22 protein-coding genes are annotated in these 20,445 nt (G+C 70.8%); 6 read left to right on the top strand and 16 right to left on the bottom strand.

Annotated features, from left to right (window positions below; translation table 11 throughout):
- Positions 1–96: 96 nt before the first annotated feature.
- Positions 97–1,041, top strand: a complete 945-nt coding sequence (locus AC07PU_RS33745) for a LysR family transcriptional regulator (protein ID WP_093347381.1) — start codon at positions 97–99, stop codon at positions 1,039–1,041.
- A gap of 28 nt (positions 1,042–1,069) precedes the next feature.
- Here the strand turns inward: AC07PU_RS33745 and pxpA are convergent, their stop codons facing one another.
- From pxpA to AC07PU_RS33775, 6 genes are read right to left on the bottom strand one after another with little or no spacing between them, the layout of a single operon-like run.
- Positions 1,070–1,807 (bottom strand): 5-oxoprolinase subunit PxpA, encoded by a 738-nt coding sequence (pxpA, locus tag AC07PU_RS33750; RefSeq protein ID WP_398497831.1) that lies wholly within the window; start codon positions 1,805–1,807, stop codon positions 1,070–1,072.
- A 43-nt stretch (positions 1,808–1,850) separates the two neighbouring features.
- Positions 1,851–2,855 carry a 5-oxoprolinase subunit C family protein gene (locus AC07PU_RS33755; protein WP_495322687.1) on the bottom strand — a complete coding sequence of 335 codons (1,005 nt, stop codon included), beginning with the start codon at positions 2,853–2,855 and terminating at the stop codon, positions 1,851–1,853.
- Positions 2,855–3,517 (bottom strand): 5-oxoprolinase subunit PxpB, encoded by a 663-nt coding sequence (pxpB, locus tag AC07PU_RS33760; RefSeq protein ID WP_093347389.1) that lies wholly within the window; start codon positions 3,515–3,517, stop codon positions 2,855–2,857. The genes AC07PU_RS33755 and pxpB overlap by 1 nt, the downstream gene beginning before the upstream one ends.
- Positions 3,518–3,526: 9 nt before the next feature.
- Complete coding sequence (gene coaD, locus AC07PU_RS33765) at positions 3,527–4,030, bottom strand: pantetheine-phosphate adenylyltransferase (RefSeq protein WP_057596071.1); 504 nt, start codon at positions 4,028–4,030, stop codon at positions 3,527–3,529.
- Positions 4,031–4,074: 44 nt separating this feature from the next.
- Positions 4,075–4,731, bottom strand: a complete 657-nt coding sequence (locus AC07PU_RS33770; RefSeq protein ID WP_495322595.1) for an RsmD family RNA methyltransferase — start codon at positions 4,729–4,731, stop codon at positions 4,075–4,077.
- Between the two features lie 28 nt (positions 4,732–4,759).
- Positions 4,760–5,395, bottom strand: a complete 636-nt coding sequence (locus tag AC07PU_RS33775) for a LysE/ArgO family amino acid transporter (protein ID WP_093347394.1) — start codon at positions 5,393–5,395, stop codon at positions 4,760–4,762.
- Between the two features lie 75 nt (positions 5,396–5,470).
- On the opposite strand from AC07PU_RS33775, the gene AC07PU_RS33780 reads away from it, so the two are divergent.
- Positions 5,471–6,373, top strand: coding sequence for a LysR family transcriptional regulator ArgP (locus AC07PU_RS33780; RefSeq protein WP_495322596.1), 903 nt, complete (start codon positions 5,471–5,473; stop codon positions 6,371–6,373).
- 6 nt (positions 6,374–6,379) lie between these two features.
- On the opposite strand, the gene AC07PU_RS33785 is transcribed toward AC07PU_RS33780, so the two are convergent.
- Together AC07PU_RS33785 and AC07PU_RS33790 are read right to left on the bottom strand one after the other, a co-directional pair.
- Positions 6,380–7,705, bottom strand: coding sequence for a M16 family metallopeptidase (locus AC07PU_RS33785; protein WP_495322688.1), 1,326 nt, complete (start codon positions 7,703–7,705; stop codon positions 6,380–6,382).
- A 95-nt stretch (positions 7,706–7,800) separates the two neighbouring features.
- On the bottom strand, positions 7,801–9,243 hold the full coding sequence (locus AC07PU_RS33790) for a M16 family metallopeptidase (protein WP_495322597.1): 1,443 nt from the start codon (positions 9,241–9,243) through the stop codon (positions 7,801–7,803).
- 29 nt (positions 9,244–9,272) lie between these two features.
- On the opposite strand from AC07PU_RS33790, the gene ftsY reads away from it, so the two are divergent.
- On the top strand, positions 9,273–10,553 hold the full coding sequence (gene ftsY / locus AC07PU_RS33795) for a signal recognition particle-docking protein FtsY (RefSeq protein WP_495322598.1): 1,281 nt from the start codon (positions 9,273–9,275) through the stop codon (positions 10,551–10,553).
- A gap of 15 nt (positions 10,554–10,568) precedes the next feature.
- On the opposite strand, the gene AC07PU_RS33800 is transcribed toward ftsY, so the two are convergent.
- A complete protein-coding gene (locus AC07PU_RS33800; RefSeq protein ID WP_495322599.1) occupies positions 10,569–12,359 on the bottom strand; it encodes a sensor histidine kinase in 1,791 nt (596 codons plus the stop codon).
- Positions 12,360–12,369: 10 nt separating this feature from the next.
- Positions 12,370–13,095: a response regulator transcription factor gene (locus AC07PU_RS33805; protein WP_057597537.1), complete on the bottom strand. Its 726-nt coding sequence runs from the start codon at positions 13,093–13,095 to the stop codon at positions 12,370–12,372.
- A 176-nt stretch (positions 13,096–13,271) separates the two neighbouring features.
- Between AC07PU_RS33805 and AC07PU_RS33810 the strand changes: the two genes are divergently transcribed.
- Both AC07PU_RS33810 and rpoH read left to right on the top strand, forming a co-directional pair.
- Positions 13,272–13,742, top strand: coding sequence for an Mpo1 family 2-hydroxy fatty acid dioxygenase (locus tag AC07PU_RS33810; protein ID WP_495322600.1), 471 nt, complete (start codon positions 13,272–13,274; stop codon positions 13,740–13,742).
- Between the two features lie 171 nt (positions 13,743–13,913).
- On the top strand, positions 13,914–14,855 hold the full coding sequence (rpoH, locus tag AC07PU_RS33815) for an RNA polymerase sigma factor RpoH (protein ID WP_057597535.1): 942 nt from the start codon (positions 13,914–13,916) through the stop codon (positions 14,853–14,855).
- Positions 14,856–14,935: 80 nt separating this feature from the next.
- On the opposite strand, the gene AC07PU_RS33820 is transcribed toward rpoH, so the two are convergent.
- The 6 genes from AC07PU_RS33820 to AC07PU_RS33845 are packed head-to-tail and all read right to left on the bottom strand — an operon-like array spanning position 14,936 to position 20,124.
- The gene (locus AC07PU_RS33820) at positions 14,936–15,799 is read right to left on the bottom strand and encodes a DNA alkylation repair protein (protein WP_495322601.1); all 864 of its coding nucleotides are present in this window, start codon (positions 15,797–15,799) and stop codon (positions 14,936–14,938) included.
- 4 nt (positions 15,800–15,803) lie between these two features.
- Complete coding sequence (locus tag AC07PU_RS33825) at positions 15,804–16,421, bottom strand: SCO family protein (RefSeq protein ID WP_398497809.1); 618 nt, start codon at positions 16,419–16,421, stop codon at positions 15,804–15,806.
- Positions 16,422–16,424: 3 nt separating this feature from the next.
- Positions 16,425–17,330: a heme o synthase gene (gene cyoE, locus AC07PU_RS33830; RefSeq protein ID WP_208512970.1), complete on the bottom strand. Its 906-nt coding sequence runs from the start codon at positions 17,328–17,330 to the stop codon at positions 16,425–16,427.
- Positions 17,327–18,565: a COX15/CtaA family protein gene (locus AC07PU_RS33835; RefSeq protein WP_256222716.1), complete on the bottom strand. Its 1,239-nt coding sequence runs from the start codon at positions 18,563–18,565 to the stop codon at positions 17,327–17,329. The genes cyoE and AC07PU_RS33835 overlap by 4 nt, the downstream gene beginning before the upstream one ends.
- A gap of 43 nt (positions 18,566–18,608) precedes the next feature.
- Complete coding sequence (locus AC07PU_RS33840; RefSeq protein WP_093347419.1) at positions 18,609–19,289, bottom strand: redox-active disulfide-containing membrane protein; 681 nt, start codon at positions 19,287–19,289, stop codon at positions 18,609–18,611.
- Positions 19,276–20,124 carry an SURF1 family protein gene (locus AC07PU_RS33845; protein WP_408908510.1) on the bottom strand — a complete coding sequence of 283 codons (849 nt, stop codon included), beginning with the start codon at positions 20,122–20,124 and terminating at the stop codon, positions 19,276–19,278. Before AC07PU_RS33845 ends, AC07PU_RS33840 begins: the two co-directional genes overlap by 14 nt.
- 27 nt (positions 20,125–20,151) lie before the next feature.
- On the opposite strand from AC07PU_RS33845, the gene AC07PU_RS33850 reads away from it, so the two are divergent.
- Positions 20,152–20,382, top strand: coding sequence for a twin transmembrane helix small protein (locus AC07PU_RS33850; protein ID WP_093347422.1), 231 nt, complete (start codon positions 20,152–20,154; stop codon positions 20,380–20,382).
- Positions 20,383–20,445 lie beyond the last annotated feature (63 nt).

A 20,445-nucleotide genomic window follows, 5' to 3' on the forward strand; every position in this document is an offset into this window, starting at 1 on the left:
GATGAAAACATGAGCAATTGATCGAGTCGAACGAGTTTTTGTTAAACAACCCGATAACAAAAGTTCAACGATGCTCGGACCAGGGAGAGGCAGAAGATGAACACCCGTTTCCTCGAAACGCTGGTCATGCTCGACCGGCTCAAGAGCTTCCGAGAGACGGCGCAGATGCTCTGCGCCACCCAGGCCGCGGTGTCCAAGCGCATCGAGGCGCTGGAAGAAGAGCTCGGCGTGCAGCTGGTCGACCGCTCCCAGCGCTCGCTGCGGCTCACGCGCATCGGCGAGCAGGTGGTGGCGCAGGCCGAGCAGATCCTCGCGCTCGAGAAACAGCTCAAGCGCTCGGTGCAGCCCGATGCGCCGCCCTCGGGGCGCGTGCGCATCGGCGTGATCGAGACGGTGGTCCACACCTGGCTCACGCCGCTGATCCACCTGCTGAGCGCGCGGCTGCCCGCGGTCGAGCCCGACATCACGGTCGACACGGCGCACAACCTGCGCGAGCAGTTCCGGCAGCGCAAGTTCGACCTGCTGATCCAGAACGACGACGTCTCCGAGCTCGCGCGCAGCGGCGAGTCGGTGCTGCTGCCGCTGTGCAGCTTCCCGATGCGCTGGGTGGCGCGCCCGACGCTGTTGCCGCATGCGCGCACCTTGCGGCTCGAGGACCTCGAGCGGGTGCCGCTTCTGACCTTCTCGCGCACCTCGGGCCCGCGCGCGCACGTGAAGGCGCTGTTCGCGGGGCGTGCCGCGGAGCCGCGCGTGTGCAGCTTTCCGTCGGTGCAATCGATCATCCAGCTAACCAAGGGCGGCTTCGGCGTGGCCGCGATCCCGCCGGTGTTCGTGCGCCAGGAACTGGCGGCCGGCGAACTCGAGGTGCGCGACGGCCCCGCGCTGCCGCCGATGGCGATCAGCCTCGCGCATGCCGAGGGCACGGCGCCCGCGGTCCAGGCGGTGGCGCGGCTCACGCGCACCGTGGTGGCCGACTACTGCGAGGAGATCGGGCCGCGCTGGGTGAGTGCGCTGGCCTGCGAGGAAGCACTGCCCGCCTGAGCGGCGGATGCGCCGTCGCGCGGCTTCGTCAGTCCGCGCGCACCTCGATGCCTTCGGACAGCAGCCGCTCGCGGATGCGGCGCGCGAAGGCCAGCGCATGCGCGCCGTCGCCATGCAGGCAGACGGTCTGCGCATTGACCGGCACGATGCTGCCGTCGATGGCCTTCACCTGGCGTTCGCGCACGAAGGCCAGGGTCTGGGCGATGGCCTGCGCGTCGTCCTCGATCAGCGCGCCGGGCTGGCTGCGCGGCACCAGGCTGCCGTCGGGCATGTAGCCGCGGTCGGCGAACACCTCCTCCACCGGCACGAGGCCGGCGCGGCGCGCGGCGTCGATCATGCCGCTGCCCGCGAGGCCGAAGAACTTCAGCGAAGGATCGAAGCGGCGCACGGCCTCGCACAGCGCATCGGCGAGTTCGGGCTCCTTCACCGCCTGGTTGTAGAGCTGGCCGTGCGCCTTCACGTGCGCGAGCCGGCCGCCCTCGGCCTTGACGATGGCCGCGAGCGCGCCGACCTGGTAGAGCACGTTGGAGACGATCTCGTCGGGCGGCAGGTGCATGGTGCTGCGGCCGAAGTTCTCGCGGTCGGGAAAGCTGGGATGCGCCCCGATCGACACACCCTGCGCGACGGCCCAGCGCACGCACTGGTGCATGGTCTTCGGGTCGCCCGCATGCCAGCCGCAGGCGATGTTGGCCGAGCTCACGAGCCCGAGCAGCGCTTCGTCGCTGCCGGCGCCTTCGCCGAGGTCCGCGTTGAGGTCGATGTGCATGGGAGGGCTCCTGGAGCGATGCGGCGGATGGAAAGGCCGCAGTCTATGCCGGGGTCGGCCAGCCCGCCGCCGCGAGGCCTTGCACCACCTGCGCGACGTAGCGCTGCTGCGCGGCCCAGGCCTCGAGCGCGGTGGCGGCATCGACCGGCACCAGCCGCAGGTTGCCGTCGAGCGGCGCCTGCGCGAGCTTCCAGAGGTCGGCGCGGATCACCACGCCGATGCGCGGATAGCCGCCTGTGGTCTGGGCGTCGCCCATCAGGATGATCGGCTGGCCCGAGGGCGGCACCTGGATCGTGCCGGGGATCACGCCCGAGGACAGCATGTCGGTGCCGCGCTTGCGCCGCAGCTCGGCGCCGCTCGCGCTCGCGAGCCGGCTGCCCATGCGGTTGCTCTGCGGCGTGATGCGCCAGCGCTCGCCCCAGAGCTGGTCGCGCGAGGCGACCGTGAACTGCTCGAACTCGGGGCCGGGCAGCACGCGCAAGGCGATCGCACCGTCGGCCGCGGCATCGCGCTCCCAGTCGGGACCGCGCACCCCGAAGGCGCGCCGCGCGCGCTGCGCCTCGGCCAGCGCCGACTCGCCCAATGGCAGCCGGTCGCCCTTGCGCAGCGCACGGCCTTCGTGGCCACCGAAGCCGGCCTTGAGGTCGGTGCTGCGCGAGCCGAGCACGGGCGGCACGTCGATGCCGCCCGCCACCGCGAGCCAGCTGCGCAGGCCGGCCTTGCCGCCCGCGTTGGCGCTCGCGAGCCGCAGCGTCTGCCCGGCCGCGACCGGCACGCTCCAGCACGGCCACAGCGGCTGGCCGTCGAGCTTGGCGCCGAAGTCGTCGCCCACCAGCGCGATGCGCGTGTCGGTCTCGAAGCGCAGCACGCTGCCGCCCAGCGTCAGCTCGAGCCCGGCCGCGCCAGTGGCGTTGCCCACCAGCCGGTTGGCGATCGCCAGCGCCAGCGTGTCGAGCGCGCCGCCCGGGCAGATGCCGAGCTGGCGATGGCCGTGGCGCCCGAGGTCCTGCACCGACGCCAGCGGGCCGGGCTTCTCGATCAGGAGCATCATGGCCGCAGGCTTTCGACGACGAAGCGCACGCGATCGCCCGGCCGCAGCAGGGTCGGCGACGCGGCCAGCGGATCGAAGAGCGCGACCTCGGTGCGCCCGATCAGTTGCCAGCCGCCCGGCGAGCGCAGCGGATAGATGCCGGTCTGCTCGCCGCCGATGCCGACCGAGCCCGGGGGCACGGCCGTGCGCGGTTCGGCGCGGCGCGGCGTGGCGAGCGCGGCCGGCAGTCCGCCGAGGAAGGCGAAGCCCGGCAGGAAGCCCAGCAGGTAGACCACGTACTCGGCCGCGGCATGGCGGCGCACCACCTCGGTGGTCGACAGGCCGGTGTGGGCCGCCACGTCCGCGAGGTCGGGACCGTGCTCGCCGCCATAGGCCACGGGAATCTCGATGTCGCGGCCCTCGATGCCGCCGGCCTCGAGCCGCGGCCAGGCCTCGAGCACGCGCGCGCTGAGCGCCTCGAGGTCGACCGCGGTCGGATCGAAGGTCAGCGTGAGGTTGTTCATGCCCGGCAGCACTTCGCCGACGCCGCTCCAGCGGCCGGCCTCGCGCGCCAGCGCCCAGATCTTCTGCTGCTGGACGAACGTGGCGGGACCGGGCAGGTCGCACAGCAGCGCCGCGTCGCCCAACAGGTGCAAACGGGGCGCCAGCGCGCCGCTCATCGGCGGCGCCTACTCTCTGCCGAGGCTTCGGACCTTGGCCGCGAGCTGCTGTTCGACGTTGGGCGAGACGAACTTGTGCACCTCGCCGCCGAGCATCGCGATCTCGCGCACGAAAGTGCTGGAAATGAACTGGTACTTGTCGCTGGGCGTGAGGAACACGGTCTCGACGTCGGGCATCAGCGAGCGGTTCATGCCCGCGAGCTGGAACTCGTAGTCGAAGTCGGTGACGGCGCGCAGGCCACGCACCATGGCCTTGCCGCCGCGCGCCACGACGAAGTCGCGCAGCAGGCCCGAGAAGCTCTCGACCGAGACCTGGTCGCTGTAGGGCTTGACGGCTTCGCGCGCCATCTCGATGCGTTCCTGCAGCGTGAAGAGCGCCTTCTTGTGGTGACCGGCCGCCACGGCGACGATCACCTTCGAGAACAGTTGGGTCGCACGCCGCACCACGTCCTCGTGCCCGAGGGTGATGGGGTCGAAAGTGCCGGGATAAACCGCGATCACGTTGCTGGCCATGGTTGCTACCTCCTCATGCAGCCGATGCGGCTTGGGTCGGCGGATTATGCAGTGCCGTGTGCGGCATGCATCAAAAGGTGTGCATGCACCGCGCCGGCCTTCAAGTGACGGAACACGACCAGGCCGAGCGCGGCCGCTTCCTCGTCGCTCCAGCGGCGCGGTGCCTCGAGGTAGATGGCACCGCCCGCGCGGACCGCGCGCGCGGCGGCGCGCAGCGCGGGTTCGTAGAGCGTGGTGCTGTCGAAGGGCGGGTCGAGGAAGACCACGTTGAGGCTCGCGGCCGGCGTGCGCTCGAGCGCCGTGACGCCGTTGCCGCGCTCCACACGCACCGCCTCGGCAGCGAGCTTGGTCTTGGCGGCCTGGATCTGCGCGACCAGCGCGGCGTCCTGCTCGCACAGCAGCACGCCGGCTGCGCCGCGCGACGCGGCCTCGAGGCCGAGCGCGCCGGTGCCCGCGAAGGCATCGATGCACTGCCAGCCCGGCAGCTCGCCGCCACCGGCGCCGGCCAGGCTCGCGAGCCAGTTGAACAGCGTCTCGCGCACGCGGTCGGGCGTGGGGCGCAGGCCGGGCTTGTCGGCGACGGCGAGGCGGGTGCGTTTCCACTGGCCGCCGATGATGCGCACCTCGTGCGCGCGCGCCGGACGCGCGGGGGAAGAAGTCGTTGGGGTGCGCGAGGGCGCGGCGGCGGGCTTGCGGGGCATGCGGCGAGCTTAACGCGCCCGCCGGGGCTCAGAAGCCCGCGATGGCACGCCGCGCGAGCAGCGCCGCCAGCACCAGCATCGTGCCGCCGATCAATGCATCGAGCATCTGCCAGGCGCGCGGCCGCGCGAACACCGGCGCCAGCAGCCGCGCGCCATAGCCGAGGGCCGAGAACCACAGCGCGCTCGCGAGCGCCGAGCCGGCCACGAACCATCCCTTGAGCGAGCCCGCGTACTGCGCGCCGGTGCTGCCCACGAGCAGCACGGTGTCGAGGTAGACGTGCGGGTTGAGCAGCGTGAAGCCCGCGGCCTGGGCCAGCACCGCGGTGCGCGACAGCGAACTGCCCTGCGTGACCGTGCGCAGCGCACCGGCCGCGCGCGAACGCCACAGCGCGCGCAGCCCGTAGCCGGCGAGGAACAGCGCGCCGAAGCCGGCGAGCGCGGTGGCCAGCATCGGCCGGCCCTGGAGCGCCTGCGCCATGCCGGCCACGCCGGCCGAGATCAGCACCGCGTCGCTCACGGCGCAGAACAGCACGACCGCGCTCACGTGCTCGCGGCGCAAGCCCTGGCGCAACACGTAGGCGTTCTGCGCGCCGATGGCGACGATGAGCACCAGGCTCATGAAGAGCCCGTTGAGGAAGGCGGTGGTGACGAGTTCGGCAGACATGGTGCGAGCTTGCCGTGGCGCACGAATTAACTCAAACTAAACTTTCTTAATCCAATTCAGCTTTGCTTCATCCACATGCTCGACTACGCCGCCCTCAACGCCTTGGCCACCGTGGTGCGCGAAGGCAGCTTCGAGCGCGCGGCCCGCGCGCTCAACGTCACGCCCTCGGCGGTGTCGCAGCGCGTGAAGCTGCTCGAGGAGCGCATCGGCGGCGCGCTGCTGGTGCGCGGCCAGCCCTGCGTGGCGACCGAGGCCGGGCTGCAGCTGTGCCGGCACGTCGAGCGCGTGGGCATGCTCGAGCACGAGCTGCGCGATGCGCTGCCGGTGCTGGGCGCCGGCGAGGCCGGCGAGCGGGTCACGGTGCGGGTGGCGGTCAATGCCGACAGCCTCGCGACCTGGTTCGTCGGCGCGGCCGCCGCCTTCTCGCAGCAGCACGGCGCGCTGCTCGACCTCACGGTCGACGACCAGGACCACACGGCCGAGCGCCTGCGCAGCGGCGCGGTGCTGGCGGCGGTCACCGCGCTGGCGCAGCCTGTGGCCGGCTGCAACAGCGAGGCGCTGGGCACCATGCACTACGTGGCGGCCGCCAGCCCGGCCTTCGTACGGTCGCACTTCGCCAAGGGCGTGGGCGCGCGCACGCTGGCGCAGGCGCCGAGCCTGGTGTTCGACCGCAAGGACGCGCTGCAGGCGCGCTGGGTGCGGCGCATCTGCCATCGCGAGGTCGAGACGCCGCGCCACTGGCTGCCCTCGCCGCAGGCCTTCGTCGAGGCCGCGCGCGCGGGCATGGGCTGGGGCATGCATCCGCTGAGCATGGTGGCGCAGGCCTTGCGCGACGGCTCGCTGGTGGAGCTGGTGGCGGGCTCGCGGCTGCCGGTGCCGCTGTACTGGCAGCAGGCGCGCGCGGCGCCGCGGCTGCTCGCACGGCTCGGCGACTGCGTGCGCGCCGCCTCGCGCACGGGGCCGCACGCGCTGGCCTGAAGCGGCCTACTTGCTGTCCTGCGGCTTGGCCTGCGGGTCGCTGCCCACCACCACCGTCACCATGCGATCGGGCTGCAGCTTGCGCGCGAACGCGGCCTTGATGTCGGCGGCGGTCACGGCATTCATGCGCGCGGTCCAGGTGTCGAGGTAGTCGAGCGGCAGATCGTTCCAGGCGATGTTGGCGACGTTGCCGATCAGCTTGCGGTTGCTGTCGAGCAGCAGCGGGAAGCCGCCGATCAGGTTGTCCTTCGCGGCCTTGAGCTCGTTCTGCGTGGGTCCTTCGGCGACGAACTTCGCGAGCACCTCGCGCGCCACCTTCACCGCCTCGGCCGCCTGGTCGGGCCGGGTCTGGAAGCCGACGCGGAACGCGCCCGCGTCGAGCCCCGGCGCGAAGCCGCTGTAGACGCTGTAGGTCAGGCCGCGCTTCTCGCGCACCTCGTCGGTCAGGCGCGAGACGAAGCCGCCGCCGCCGAGGATGTAGTTGCCGAGGTTGAGCGCGAAGTGGTCGGGGTCCTTGCGCGGATAGCCGGGCTGGCCGATGTAGACATGGGTCTGCGCCGACTCGAAGGGAATGCGCACCTCCTTCGATTCGGCCAACGCCGGCACCGGTGCGATCGCGGGCAGCGGCGTGCAGGCCTCGGGGCCGGGCAGCCGCGACAGCATCGCGTTGGCGATGTCCTCGGCCTGCGCGCGCGTCACCGCGCCCACGATGCTGAGCTTGGCGCGGCACGGCACGATCAGTTGCTGGTAGCGCTGGCGCATGGCCGCGGTGTCGATGCGCGCGAGCGTGGCCTCGGTGGTCTGCTGGCCGTAGGGATGGCCGCTGTAGACCGCGGTCGAGAAGGCACGCGCCGCGACGGTCGCGGGCTTGGTGTTGCCCTCGCGGATCGAGGCGGAAAGGCGCTCGCGTTCGCGCTGCCAGATGTCGTCGGGGAAAGTGGGTTCGCCGATCACGCGCGCGGCCAGCGCCACCGCCTTGTCGAGCAGCTTGGGGTCGGCGAGGCTGCGCAGCGTGTAGCTGGTGCGGTCGTTGCTGGCGCTGACGTCGAACTCGGCGCCCAGATCGGCCCAGGCCTCGCCCAGCGCGTTCTGGTCGAGCGCGGGCTCGCCGTCGCGGCCGGCGCGCACGCCCTTCTCGACCATGGTCGAGCTCACGCTCGCGAGGCCGGCCTGGTCGGCGGGATCGCGCCGGCTGCCGGCATCGAAGTCGACCTCGACATCGACGATCGGCAGCGCCTGCGAGGACACGAGGTAGATCTTGGCGCCGTTGGCGAGCGTCCAGTGTTCGATCGGCAACGCGGCCTGCGCGGCCAGGCCGGCGAAGCCGAGCATGGCCAGCACGCCGGTGCGCAGCAGGCGGCCGGCGATGGCCGGCTTGGAATGGGAGAGGGACATGGGGATCTGACCTTCGAGCGATGCGGCGGCGTTCAACGCAGTTCTCCCGCGGGAGCGGCGAAGCCGCGGGCACGGGGCCGTGCATCGGGCGGCAGCGGGACCAAGGTGGCCACGGTGAGCTGATCGTCGCCGAAGTACTTGGCGGCCACCGCCTGCACCTGCGCGGCGGTCACGGCCTGCAGCTTCGCGATCATGCGCGGGTCGGCATCGAGCGGCAGGCCCTGCACCCAGTTGCTGCCGAGTTCGCGCGCCTGCGCCATCACCGAATCGCGCTTGTAGGTCTCGCTCGCCACCCACTGCGTCTTGACGCGCGCGAGCTCGGCCTCGCCCACGCCTTCCTTGGCGATGCGCGCGACCTGCGCGCGCAGCGCGGCCTCGACCTGCGCGGCGGTCTTGCCGGCCGCGGGCACGCCCGCCAGGCCGAACAGCTGCGGACCGCGTCCCATCAGCCCCGAATAGGCACCGGCCGAATCGGCCACGCGCTCCGGTCCCTGCGTGAGCGCGCGGTCGAGCCGCGAGCCGGTGTAGCCGTCGAGCACGGCCGACAGCACCTCGAGCGCCCAGGCGTCGCTCTCGGCATCGATGCTCTCGAGCTGCGGGATGCGGAAGGCCAGCGAGACGTAGGCCTGCTCGGCCGGCGCCTTGAACTCGATGCGGCGGATGCCGCGCTGCGGCGGCTCGATGCGCGGCTTGCGCACCGGCACCGCGCGCGCGGGGATGCCGCCGTAGTACTTCTCGGCCAGCGCGCGCACCTTGTCGACGTCGACATCGCCGGCGATCACGATCGCGGCATTGGCGGGCACGTACCAGCGGCGATGGAACTCGCGCACGTCCTCGGGCGTCATCGCGTCGAGGTCGCTCATCCAGCCCACCACCGGCCGGTGATAGGGCGAGGCGATGAAGACGGCCGCGCTCTGCTGCTCGCCGAGCAGGGCGCGCGGCTGGTCCTCGGTGCGCATGCGGCGCTCTTCCTTGACCACCTCGATCTCGCGCTTGAACTCGTCGTCGGGCCACTGGTTGTTGGCGAAACGGTCGGATTCGAGCTTCATCACCTGCTCGAGGCTGCCGACCGGGATCTGCTGGTAGTAGCCGGTGTAGTCGCGCGTGGTGAAGGCGTTCTCCTGCCCGCCCAGCGCCGCCACGCGGCGCGAGAACTCGCCGGGCTTGATCGACTTGGTGCCCTTGAACATCATGTGCTCGAGCGCATGGGCCACGCCCGAGGTGCCGTCGACTTCGTCGATCGAGCCCACGCGCACCCAGACCATCTGCACCGCGGTCGGCGAACGCCGGTCGGGCTGCACGATCAGGGTCATGCCGTTGGAGAGGGTGAACTGCTGGGGACCGGGGGCGGAGGCAGTGACTGCGGTGGCCGGGGGCGATGGCTGTTGCGCCTGCGCGGGCAAGCCCCAGGGCGCCGCGAACGCCAGGGCCAGCACCGCACCAGACGCAGCGCGGCGTGGCGAGGGGTGTTTCATAGAATGGCTCCGATTCTAAAAAGCGCCCGATGTTCAGTTTCTTCAAGAAAAAACCACCCGCGGAAACGCCCGAAGCACCGGCCCCGCAGGCGCCAGCGATCCCGCCGGCCGAACCTGCCCCCGCCGCGGAGAGCGCGCCCTCACGCTCGGTGTTCTCGCCCTCGAGCTGGTTCGGCGCGAAACCGGCGGCGAAGGAAGTGCCGGCTGCGGCACCGGTGGCGCCACCCGCGGCCACGCCGGCACCGGTCGCTGCGCCCGCCGTGCCCACGGTCCAGCCCGCGGCGCCGGCGCCCGTCGCACCGCCACCTGTCGCACCGCCGCCGCCCGCCGTCGACCTCCCGATCCTCGCGCCGGCCCCCGCGCCCGTGCCGGCACCGGTGCTCGAGGTCGCTCCGCCGCCCGCGCCCGAGCGCCGGGGCTGGCTCGACAAGCTCAAGACCGGCCTGCGCAAGACCGGCACCGGCATCCAGGCGGTGTTCGTCAATGCCCAGATCGACGACGCGCTCTACGAAGAGCTCGAATCCGCGCTGCTGATGGCCGATGCCGGCGTGAAGGCCACCGAATACCTGCTCGACGACCTGCGCCGCCGCGTGAAGAGCCAGATGGCCACCGATGCATCGCAGGTCAAGCGCCTGCTGGCCGAGGCCATCGCCGACCTGCTGCGCCCGCTCGAGAAGCCGCTGGAGATCGGCCGCCACACGCCCACCGTGATCATGGTCGCGGGCGTGAACGGCGCGGGCAAGACCACCTCCATCGGCAAGCTCACCAAGCACCTGGCCAACGAAGGCGCCTCGGTGCTGCTGGCCGCGGCCGACACCTTCCGTGCCGCGGCGCGCGAGCAGCTGCTGGTCTGGGCCGACCGCAACACGGTCGAGATCGTGAGCCAGGAAGGCGGCGACCCTTCCGCCGTGAGCTTCGACGCGGTGAACGCCGGCAAGGCTCGCGGCAAGGACGTGGTGCTGGTCGACACCGCGGGCCGGCTGCCGACCCAGCTGCACCTGATGGACGAGCTCAAGAAGATCAAGCGCGTGGTCAACAAGGCCGACGCCACCGCGCCGCACGAGGTGCTGCTGGTGATCGACGGTAACACCGGCCAGAACGCGCTGGCGCAGGTCAAGGCCTTCGACGAGACGCTGGGCCTGACCGGGCTGGTCGTGACCAAGCTCGACGGCACGGCCAAGGGCGGCGTGCTGTGCGCGATCGCGCGCGAGCGGCCGATCCCGGTCTATTTCATCGGCGTGGGCGAGAAGCTCGAGGACCTCGAGACCTTCGACGCGCGCGAGTTCGCGCAGGCGCTGCTGGGGAACTGAGGGGCGCCCGCTCCCTCAACGAGCGAGCACCGCCTCGCTCATCGCCTCGAGCAGCCGGTTCGCCACCACCGGCTTGAACAGCACCGGCACGCGCGACTCGCGCACGCGCAGCAGCCGGTCGGGCGAGGTCTCGCCGGTGATCAGCAAGAGCGGCGTGGCGACGTCGCCGGCCCGGCTCAGGCGCAGGCCGGCATCGAGGCCGTCGGCGCCATCGGCCAGCCGGTAGTCGCACAGCAGCAGCTCAAAGGGACGGCCCTCGCCGCGCGCCTGCGCCAGCGCCCGCGCGGCCGACGCCTCGTCGCCCACGGCCTGCGCCTCGACCGCATGCGAGCGCAGCAGGCCGGTCATGGCCTCGCGGATCTCCTGCTCGTCGTCGAGCAGCAGCACGCGCGCGGGCAGCCGCGCCGCGCCGCGGCGGCGCTGTTCCTCGGCATCGGCCGCCGCGGCCTGCGGCGGAAACGGCCCGGCCAGCGCGCTGGCCTGCGCGTTCGCGGCCTGCACCACCAGCCGGAAATGCGTGCCGCGGCCCAGGCGCGAATGCATCTGCACCGGATGGCCGAGCAGGCGCGAGAGACGCTGCACGATCGACAGCCCGATGCCCAGCCCGTGCGAGCGGTCGCGGCCCGGGTTGTCGACCTGGTAGAACTCCTCGAAGATCCGGCCCGACTGCTCGGGCGCGATGCCGATGCCGGTGTCGCGCACCTCGATCCAGACCGTCTCGCCGCGGTCGCGCGCCATCACCGTCACGCCGCCGCTGGCGGTGTACTTGAGCGCGTTGTCCATCAGGTTCGACAGCATGCGGTGCAGCAGTTGCGGATCGCTGCGCACCCACAGGCCGCTGGCGCGCACGCGCAGTTGCAGCGACTTCTGCTCGGCGCGCGCCGAGAAGGTGTGGTTGAGCGGCAGGAACAGCGCATCGAGCTGCACCGCCTGCACCTCGGGCACGACCACGCCGGCGTCGAGCCGCGAGACGTCGAGCATGGTGTCGAGCGAGGCGCCGAGTGCGTTCACGGCGCGCATCAGCCGTTCGGCATTGCGGCCTTCGGGGCGGTTGCGCAGTTCGTTCTCGAGCGCCGCGCCGAACAGCGCGATGGCATGCAGCGGCTGGCGCAGGTCGTGGCTGGCGGTGCCGAGGAAGCGGGTCTTCTCGAGGCTGGCGCGCTCGGTGGCTGCGATCTGCTCGCCCAGGCGCGCGGCCAGCGCCTCGTTCTCGAAGCGCAGCATGAGCGAATCGGTGAGCAACCTGTGCTGGCGGATGCCCGCGTGCAGGGTCAGCATCAGGTAGGCCGCGCCCGCCGCGGCCAGGAACAGGTGCAGCCCGTCGCCCTGCCAGGCCAGCGCGGTGATCATGCCCAGCGACATCGGCAGCGTGTAGCCGAACAGCGCCGGCTTCAGCGGCCACAGCGACTGCGAGGCACGCGCGCAGCTGCCGACGATGACCGCCATCAGCAGCGAGGTCATCGGCAGGTTGCCGGCCGGCACGACCAGCCAGGGCACGACGGCCGTGACCATGCTGACCAGCGTGACCAGGCGCGAAATCTTGCGCGCCCAGTACGGGCTCTCGACGGCCGGCCGCGCCGGGTACCAGCGCGGCGTGAAGAAGACGTAGATGTCGGCCAGCACCATGCCGGCCATCCAGAACAGCAGCCGCGGGTCGTGCAGCTGCGCGTAGAGGATGGCGCCGAACACCGCCACGAAGCAGAGGTGGGTCAGCGTCGAGGCGCTGTAGGTGTCGTAGACCGAGGCGACGTGTTCGCGCAGCACGCGCTGGCCGAGAACGACGTCGGCGGCCGGGTCGTTCAGCACCGCGCGCCGTTCAATGCAGGGTGCTGATCAACTGGGCCCGCGAGCGCATGCCGAACAGCAGCAGGATGGTCGACACGTGGTTCTTCACCGTGCCTTCGCTCAGGTTGGCGAGCTGGGCGATCTCCTTGTTCGCCTTGCCCTCGAGCACCCACTGCAGCACCTGCATCTGGCGCGGCGTCAGTTCCTGCCAGGCGCTGGCGTGGGCGAACTCGGCATAGCCGGTGAGCGCCTTCGGCACTGCCGGCGGCGGCGACTGCGCGGCATCGGGGTCGAGCAGGCCGCAGGCGCGGATGAAGCTCACCACTTCCTTGAGGTCGGCCGACTTGGGCAGGAAAGCGCTCGCGCCCAGCGCCAGCACGCCCTGCGCCAGGGTGCTGTTGCCGGTGCCCGAGAGCACCACGATGCGGGCCTCGGGGTAGCGCAGGCGGAACTCGGCCAGGCCGCTCAGGCCATGGGTGTCGGGCAGCGCGAGGTCGAGCAGCACCAGGCCGATGGCATCCTGGTGCGCCTCGTAGAGCTTGAGCGCGTCGGCAACGTTGCCGGCCTCGTAGACCTCGATCGCGGCGCCCGAGGAGGTCGCCTGGGCCTGGACCAGCGCGCAGACGCCGAGCCGCAGCAGGTCGTGGTCGTCGACCACCAGGATCGCGGTGCGGCCGCGCGGCGCGATGCCGGCCTGCGCCGCCGAGGACGGGGGAGTGGAGGAGGAAGAAGGATCGAGCGGAGCCACGCGCCGCATCTTAGCGGTGCACCCAGGGCGCGACAGTGCCGGAAGTCATGGCGATCCCCGCGATGGCCGCTCGGTGTAATGCTATTGTTTATATAGCACTTGCCAGCAAAGCCGGCGCGGGGCACCATCGGCGGATTCCATCGCGGGCCGCAACGAACGGCCCGCACGAGCCACGGAGACACGCCATGCCGCACACCGCCACCGCCCACGCACCCGAGGTCGCCAGCGACCGCAAGGTCGACCGCCTGCTGGCCCACTACGAACAGAGCCACCGGCACCCGACCAATGAGCTGATCCACTTCGTCGCGATCCCCGCGATCATGGTCAGCCTGGTCGGGCTGATCTTCGCGATCCACCCCTGGGCCGCCTACGCCTTCCTGCTGGCCAGCCTCGTCTACTACCTGACGCTGCGCTCGCCGGTCTTCCTGCTCGCGATGGGCATCCAGACCGCCATCCTGCTGGCGCTGGTCCATGCCATGGGCAGCCTTGTGTTGCCGATTTCCGCCGCCATCTTCATGGTGGCCTGGATCTTCCAGTTCATCGGCCACAAGATCGAGGGACGGAAACCTTCGTTCTTCGAAGACATCCAATACCTCTGGGTCGGGCCGCTGTTCGTGGTGTCCAAGCTGCTGTTGAAGCTGGGCATCCGCTGGTAAGTACCCGCTTACGGGGCTTTGCCGGCTGCAAGTCGGACAAGACCGCGGTCCTTCGGGGCCGCCGGCCGACAGCTCTTGCCTATCGGCCCGATAGAGACTTTAGGGGAACCCTTGCCTTAGCACTCCCTCCAACCGAGTGCTAATATGGCCAATACGAAGGAGTTTCCCCTGATGACATCCCTGTCTGGAGCCTCTGCCAACCAGCTCGCCGTCGCCAACCCCTGGTCGATGGTGCCCCCGCTGGGTAACCTGGATGCTTACATTTCGGCCGCCAACCGCCTGCCGCTGCTCACCCTCGAGGAAGAGCAGGGCTTCGCCCGCCGTTTGCGCGACCACAACGACCTCGAAGCGGCCGGTGCGCTGATCCTCTCGCACCTGCGCCTCGTGGTCTCCATCTCCCGCCAGTACCTGGGCTACGGGCTGCCGCACGGCGACCTGATCCAGGAAGGCAACGTCGGCCTGATGAAGGCCGTGAAGCGTTTCGACCCCGACCAGGGCGTGCGGCTGGTGAGCTACGCCATGCACTGGATCAAGGCCGAGATCCACGAGTACATCCTGAAGAACTGGCGCATGGTCAAGGTCGCGACGACCAAGGCCCAGCGCAAGCTGTTCTTCAACCTGCGCTCGATGAAGCAGGGCTTCAAGGCCGACTCGGCCGCGGCCGACACCGGCACGCACCGCGAAACGTTGAGCGCCGACGAGGTGACGCAGATGGCCGCGCGCCTGAACGTGAAGCCCGAGGAAGTGCTCGAGATGGAAACCCGGCTGTCGGGCGGCGACGTGCTGCTCGACCCGAGCCCGAACGACGACGGCGAGGAAGCCTTCGGCCCGATCGCCTACCTGGCCGACGCGACGCAGGAACCGACCGCGCTGCTCGAATCGCAGCAGCGCGACCGCCTGTCGAGCGACGGCATCGCGACCGCGCTCGAAGCCCTCGACGCGCGCAGCCGCCGCATCGTGGAAGAGCGCTGGCTCAAGGTCAACGACGACGGTTCGGGCGGCATGACCCTGCACGACCTGGCTGCGGTCTATGGCGTGAGCGCCGAGCGCATTCGCCAGATCGAGGTGGCCGCGATGAAGAAGATGAAGAAGGCGCTGGCCGATTACGCCTGATCGGCTTTTCTTCCGCCCCTTCCGCCCCTTCCGCCCCTTCGAACGAGCCCGGCCCCGCGCCGGGCTTTTTCATGGGCGAATCAACCCGAGGTCTTGGCGAGCGTGCGCAGCGCGCGCTTGGCGATGTAGCGCGTCTCGGGCGTGTTCGATTCCTTCACCCAGCGCGCGCACACGCCATCGACCCACTCCGCCTGCGTCTTGCTCGCGTCGTTGAGCCAGTTGGCGACCGAGTTCTGCACGTAGCGGCTGCCGTCGGCGCGCAAGGGTTCGAGCAGCGGCAGCGCGCGCCAGGGCTCGGCCTTCAGCGCCTCGATCTGCGCGCACCACACGCCGCGCGGGCGCGTGAGTTCGCTCGCGAAGCGGCGGATGTTCGGATCGTCATCGCGCACCCACGGCTGCAGCAGCGCGAGCGCCTCGTCGAGCGAGCCGACGACCGCGTCGCGCACCGCCATCCAGGCGATCTCTCGCACGCCGAAATGCGGATCGGCCGCGAAGCGCCGCACCGCCTCGAGCTGCCCGGCCAGCGGCAATTGCGACAGCGTGACCCACTGTGCCGCCCAGCAGCGCGCGACGTCGCTGGCATGCGTGGCGAGCCGGTGCGCGACCGCATCGCGTTCGTCGTGCAGCGCGGCGAGGTCGTACAGCGCCCGCGCGATGTGGCCGTGCCGCTGCATCGGCTTGAAGGCGCTCAGCATCGCTAGCGTGTCGACCAGCCGCTCGCTCGCCGCGTCGAGGCCGATGTGGCCCGCCACGCTGCGCGCCAGCTGCGGCAGTTCGAGCGCGAGGAATTCGTTGAGGTTGACGGTCTCGATCAGCCCGTCGTTGAGCGCATGCAGCACCTCGGGCGGGATCAGCGCGATGCGGAACGCGCCCTTGCGTGCCTTCAGGTGCTCGACCGCTTCGATCGCTGCGGCGAGGCTCGCGACCTCCGTGCCGGGCGTCATCGGCTCAGGCCGCCAGCAGGGTCTTGATGTCGGCCACCATCGGCGGCACGCCGGCGCCGTAGCGCGCGTACAGCCGCAGCCGGCCCTGCGGGTCGTAGACGAAGCTCGCGGCCGAGTGGTCCATCGAGTAGCTGGTGGGTGTCTTGCCGTCGACCTTCTTGTAGTAGACCTTGAAGTCCTTGGTCGTGGCGGCCAGTTCGTCGGCCGTCGGGATCAGCGCGACGAAGCTGGGGTCGAAGGCGCCCATGTAGGCCTTCATCACCTCGGGCGTGTCGCGTGCCGGGTCGACCGTGACGAACACCACCTGCAGCTTGTCGCCGTCGGCGCCCAGCTGCTGCTTGACCTGCGCCATCTCGGTCATGGTGGTCGGGCAGACGTCGGGGCACTGCGCGTAGCCGAAGAACAGCACGACCACCTTGCCCTTGAAGTCGGCCATGGTGCGCTGCTTGCCGTCGGCATCCTTGAGCGAGAAGTCGCGTGCGTAATCGGCGCCCGTGATGTCGACCGCATTGAAGCTCTGCTTAGTCTCGTTGCAGCCCGCGAGGCCCAGCCCCACGGTGGCCGACACGGCCGTCCAGCCCGCGCCGGCGGCGATCAACTTCAGGGCATTGCGCTTGTTCATGGGTCAGCGGAGGTAATGGTCGACGAGCAAGGCCGCGAACAGCACGCTCAGGTGGATCAGCGAGAACCGGAAGGTCTTGCGCGCCAGGGTGTCGGAGTAGTTGCGCCACAGCGCGAAGGCGTAGCCGGTGAAGCCCACGCTCACGACCACCGCCACCGCGAGGTAGAGCCAGCCGCTCATGCCGTAGATGAAGGGCATCAGGCAGCCCGCGAACAGGATGAAGGTGTAGAGCAGCACCTGCAGCCGCGTGAACTCGTTGCCGTGCGTGACCGGCAGCATCGGCAGGCCGGCCTTGCGGTAGTCCTCGACGCGATAGAGCGCGAGCGCCCAGAAGTGCGGCGGGGTCCACAGGAAGATGATGAGGAACAGGATCAGCGCCTCGGGCCCCACTTCGCCGGTCATCGCGGCCCAGCCCAGCACCGGCGGCATCGCGCCCGAGGCGCCGCCGATCACGATGTTCTGCGGCGTCAGCGGCTTCAGGATCACGGTGTAGATCACCGCATAGCCGACGAAGGTGGCGAAGGTCAGCCACATGGTGAGCGGATTGACGGTGAACCACAGCAGCACCGAGCCGGCGATGCACAGCGCCGCCGAGAACAGCAACGCCTGGCGGTCACTGAGCTCGCCGCGTGCGGTCGGGCGCCAGGCGGTGCGCTTCATCTTGGCGTCGATGCCCTTCTCGACCAGGCAGTTGAAGGCGGCCGCCGCGCCCGCCACCAGCCAGATGCCGATGCAGGCCAGCACGGCGCGCTGCACGTCGAGCCACGAGGGCGCGCCGGGCACGGCCAGCACCATGCCGATCAGCGCGCAGAAGACGATCAGCTGCACCACGCGCGGCTTGGTGAGCGCGTAGAACTGGCGCAGCACGCTCGCGCCATGCGCCTGCTGCAGGGGAATCGGGGTGCTCATCGGGGGACCTCCGCGCCGCGCAAGGGGGCGCCGGGTGGAACGGCGGGGTTCGCGCGCGACAGGCGGGCGCCGGCCGCCTGCTCGCGCCGGCTTTCGCACAGCGCCCAGACCAGCACCACCGCCAGCGCCGCGGCGCCGCCCGTGTGCAGCACGGCCGCCGCGAGCGGCCAGCCGAGCAGCACGTTGCCCAGGCCGGTGGCGAGCTGCAGCAGCGCGAGCCCGGCGAGCCAGCCGGCCTGCGGCCGCAGGCTGTCGATGCGGCGCATGCGCCAGGCCAGCAGGCCGAGCGCGACGAACACGAGATACGCCAGCAGCCGGTGCGCGTAATGGATGGCGGTGAGCGCCGCGAAATCGAGCGGCACGCCCTCGCCGGTCACGCCGAGATGGCGCCAGATCTCGAAGCCCTGCGCGAAATTCATCGGCGGCCACCAGCTGTCCTGGCAGGTCGGGAACTGGGTGCAGGCCAGCACCGCGTAGTTGGTGCTGACCCAGCCGCCAAGCGCGATCTGCAGCACCAGCAGCACCGAGGTCGCGATCAGCCCGTTGCGCAGCGCCGGCGACACCGGCGTGGGCAGGCGTTGCGCGGCCACCTGGCGGTAGCGCACGGCCTGGATGCACAGCAGCGCGAGCAGCACCACGGCGCCCAGCAGGTGCAGCGTGACGATGGCGGGAAAGAGCTTCCAGGTGACGGTGAGCGCGCCGAAGGCCCCCTGCAGGCAGACCCAGACCAGCGTGGCCGCGGGCCACCAGGCGCTGAGCGCGGCATGGTCTGCGCCTTGCCGCGCCGACGAAGGCGCCGCCCTCGCCTGCTGGCTCTGCCGCGCGCGCACCACCCAGGTCGCGACCGCGAGCACCGTGATCAGCGCGCCGACGCCGGTGGCGAGGTAGCGGTGGACCATCTCGACCCAGGCCTTGCTGTGCGTGACCGGGCCGGTGGGCTGCGCGGCCTGCGCCATCGCGATCTCGTGGCGCGCGCCGACCGGGCTCGCATTGCCGTAGCAGCCGGGCCAGTCGGGGCAGCCCAGGCCCGAATCGGTGAGGCGCGTGAAGGCGCCGAACAGCGTGAGGTCGAAGGTCAGGAACAGGGTGAGCACGGTCAGCGCATGCAGCCGCCGCGCCGGGCCGGCCCCCGCGTTGCGCCGCCACACCCAGACCAGCGGCCCGAGCGCGATCAGCGCGCCGGCCGCCAGCAGCCAGGCGATCGGCGTGAGGTCGTAGAGCGAGCTGGAGTCCATCTTGATTGAAAGCGTCGTGCGTCTTCGTCGTCGTGCGTCGCGCTCAGCGGCCCGGCTCGTCCCACGAGGCGGAGGCGCGCAGCAGGCGGTCGAGGTCGCGCTTGGCGCGGCCCGCACCCTTGGCATCCATGCGCGCGGGGAAACGCATCATGAAGTTGCCCATCGGGTCGACCACGAACAGGTGCTCGGCCAGCGTGTGGCCGGCTTCGGGCGTGAACCACCTGGCGAGCTGTTCGGGCGGCAGGCGCAGCACGGTGGCGCCGCGCAGGCCGTTCTCGAGGCGCTCGGGCACGGGCGCGGCATCGCTGACCAGCCAGACGCGGTCGAGCCGGTCCTTCTCTCGGCCCAGCACCTCGCGTAGCTGGCGCTGCAGGTAGAGCTGCTGCTCGCACAAGGCGTCGCAGGCGGCATCGCCCACCGCCACCAGCAGCCACTGGCCCTTGAGCGTCTGCAGGCTGACCGGCGCGCCCGCGCGGTCGGCCGCGGTCAGCGCGGGCATCTCGTGCTGCGGGTCGATCAGCTGGCCGTAGACGCTGCGGCCTTCGGGCCGGATCACGTAGTAGGTGAAGTACGAGGCGATCACGGGCGCCGCGCACATCAGCATCACGGCGATCATCTTCCAGCGCCCGACGACCGTGCGGCGGCCCTCCGCGCCGTCGAGCGCCTGGGTCGGCGACGGCATCGAGTGCACGGTCAGCCCCAGCGGCTCGTCAGCGGACTGCATCGCGGCGTGCGCGGCGCGAGCGCCGGAGGGGGGCAATGAATTGGAACCAGACATAGAGGATCACCACGAGGGCCGACAGGCCGAACCACTGGAATGCATAGCCATAGTGTTTCTCCAGGCCCAGCGCGGGCGCCGGCCAATCGCGCTGCAGGCCCTCGGAAGCAGGCCCGGTCTGCTGCAGCGACACGTCGGTGCGCAGCGGCAGTTGCGTTTCGGCACGGAAGCCTTCGAGGTCGAGATTCTGCCGGATGGGCGAAGACCCCTCGCCAGCCGGTGCCGAGGCCGGCGCGGCGGGCTTGCCGAGCTCGAGCAGGTGGCCCGGCGGCGGCTCGATCAGGCCGGTCACGTCGACGAGGCCGGCCGGCGTCTCGACCGCGCTCAGTTGCGTGCGGTCGTTGAAATTGCGCTGGATCCAGCCGCGCTGCACCATCACCGTCTGGTTGCTGCCCTCGAGCGCGAGCGGCGTCAGCACGTAGAAGCCGGGCACGCCATGCATCTGGCGGTTGTCGAGGTAGACCGACTGCGCCGCGAGCCACAGCCCGCGCAGGTGCACGGGGCGGTGCAGCATCTCGGCGGGACGCTCGAGCGCGAGGAAATCGGCCTGCTCGAGCGGCGGCTTGAGCTTCTGGCCGTCGATCTCGGCCTGCAGCGCCTCCTTCTGCGCCGCGCGCGAGAGCTGCCAGCGGCCCAGCGAGATGGTCGAGGAGACGGTGACCAGCGCGGCGATGGTCATCAGCCAGAAGCGGGCCCAGGTCCAGCCGCGGTCGCTGCGCTGGCGGGAGGAGGCGGTGTCCGGCGCGCGGCCGGGAGGCGGGTTCAGGGGGTCGGGAGTCACTGGAACGCGGGTGGCAGGCGGCCGATAATGCGGGTCATGAAATACTTCGTTGCCCTGTTGTTCGTGGGCATCTTCGCGAGCCTGGCTTTCGCGCTCTTCTACATGTTGAAGGACGGTCGCAACGGGCGCGCCAAGAGCGGCGGCATGGCGCGCGCGCTCACCTTTCGGATCGGCCTCTCGGTCCTTTTGTTCCTCTGCATGCTGCTGGCCTGGAAACTGGGCTACATCCAGCCCACCGGGCTCCCTCTCGGCAAGTAGGTGGTGCTCGTTCCACGAGAACCATGAAAAAGGCGCCTGACGGCGCCTTTTTTGTGGAATGCC

The organism is Variovorax sp. GW821-FHT10D07 (genome assembly GCF_059415325.1).

Bases quoted from the DNA above. Each gene is read 5' to 3' on its own strand.
- AC07PU_RS33755 (WP_495322687.1), bottom strand. From the start codon at position 2,855: ATGCTCCTGATCGAGAAGCCCGGCCCGCTGGCGTCGGTGCAGGACCTC.
- coaD (WP_057596071.1), bottom strand. From the start codon at position 4,030: ATGGCCAGCAACGTGATCGCGGTTTATCCCGGCACTTTCGACCCCATC.
- AC07PU_RS33745 (WP_093347381.1), top strand. From the start codon at position 97: ATGAACACCCGTTTCCTCGAAACGCTGGTCATGCTCGACCGGCTCAAG.
- AC07PU_RS33820 (WP_495322601.1), bottom strand. From the start codon at position 15,799: ATGACGCCCGGCACGGAGGTCGCGAGCCTCGCCGCAGCGATCGAAGCG.
- AC07PU_RS33770 (WP_495322595.1), bottom strand. From the start codon at position 4,731: ATGCCCCGCAAGCCCGCCGCCGCGCCCTCGCGCACCCCAACGACTTCT.
- AC07PU_RS33775 (WP_093347394.1), bottom strand. From the start codon at position 5,395: ATGTCTGCCGAACTCGTCACCACCGCCTTCCTCAACGGGCTCTTCATG.
- AC07PU_RS33805 (WP_057597537.1), bottom strand. From the start codon at position 13,095: ATGCGGCGCGTGGCTCCGCTCGATCCTTCTTCCTCCTCCACTCCCCCG.
- ftsY (WP_495322598.1), top strand. From the start codon at position 9,273: ATGTTCAGTTTCTTCAAGAAAAAACCACCCGCGGAAACGCCCGAAGCA.
- pxpA (WP_398497831.1), bottom strand. From the start codon at position 1,807: ATGCACATCGACCTCAACGCGGACCTCGGCGAAGGCGCCGGCAGCGAC.
- pxpB (WP_093347389.1), bottom strand. From the start codon at position 3,517: ATGAGCGGCGCGCTGGCGCCCCGTTTGCACCTGTTGGGCGACGCGGCG.
- rpoH (WP_057597535.1), top strand. From the start codon at position 13,914: ATGACATCCCTGTCTGGAGCCTCTGCCAACCAGCTCGCCGTCGCCAAC.
- AC07PU_RS33780 (WP_495322596.1), top strand. From the start codon at position 5,471: ATGCTCGACTACGCCGCCCTCAACGCCTTGGCCACCGTGGTGCGCGAA.
- AC07PU_RS33835 (WP_256222716.1), bottom strand. From the start codon at position 18,565: ATGGACTCCAGCTCGCTCTACGACCTCACGCCGATCGCCTGGCTGCTG.
- cyoE (WP_208512970.1), bottom strand. From the start codon at position 17,330: ATGAGCACCCCGATTCCCCTGCAGCAGGCGCATGGCGCGAGCGTGCTG.
- AC07PU_RS33785 (WP_495322688.1), bottom strand. From the start codon at position 7,705: ATGCTCGGCTTCGCCGGCCTGGCCGCGCAGGCCGCGTTGCCGATCGAA.
- AC07PU_RS33790 (WP_495322597.1), bottom strand. From the start codon at position 9,243: ATGAAACACCCCTCGCCACGCCGCGCTGCGTCTGGTGCGGTGCTGGCC.
- AC07PU_RS33850 (WP_093347422.1), top strand. From the start codon at position 20,152: ATGCGGGTCATGAAATACTTCGTTGCCCTGTTGTTCGTGGGCATCTTC.
- AC07PU_RS33840 (WP_093347419.1), bottom strand. From the start codon at position 19,289: ATGCAGTCCGCTGACGAGCCGCTGGGGCTGACCGTGCACTCGATGCCG.
- AC07PU_RS33825 (WP_398497809.1), bottom strand. From the start codon at position 16,421: ATGAACAAGCGCAATGCCCTGAAGTTGATCGCCGCCGGCGCGGGCTGG.
- AC07PU_RS33810 (WP_495322600.1), top strand. From the start codon at position 13,272: ATGCCGCACACCGCCACCGCCCACGCACCCGAGGTCGCCAGCGACCGC.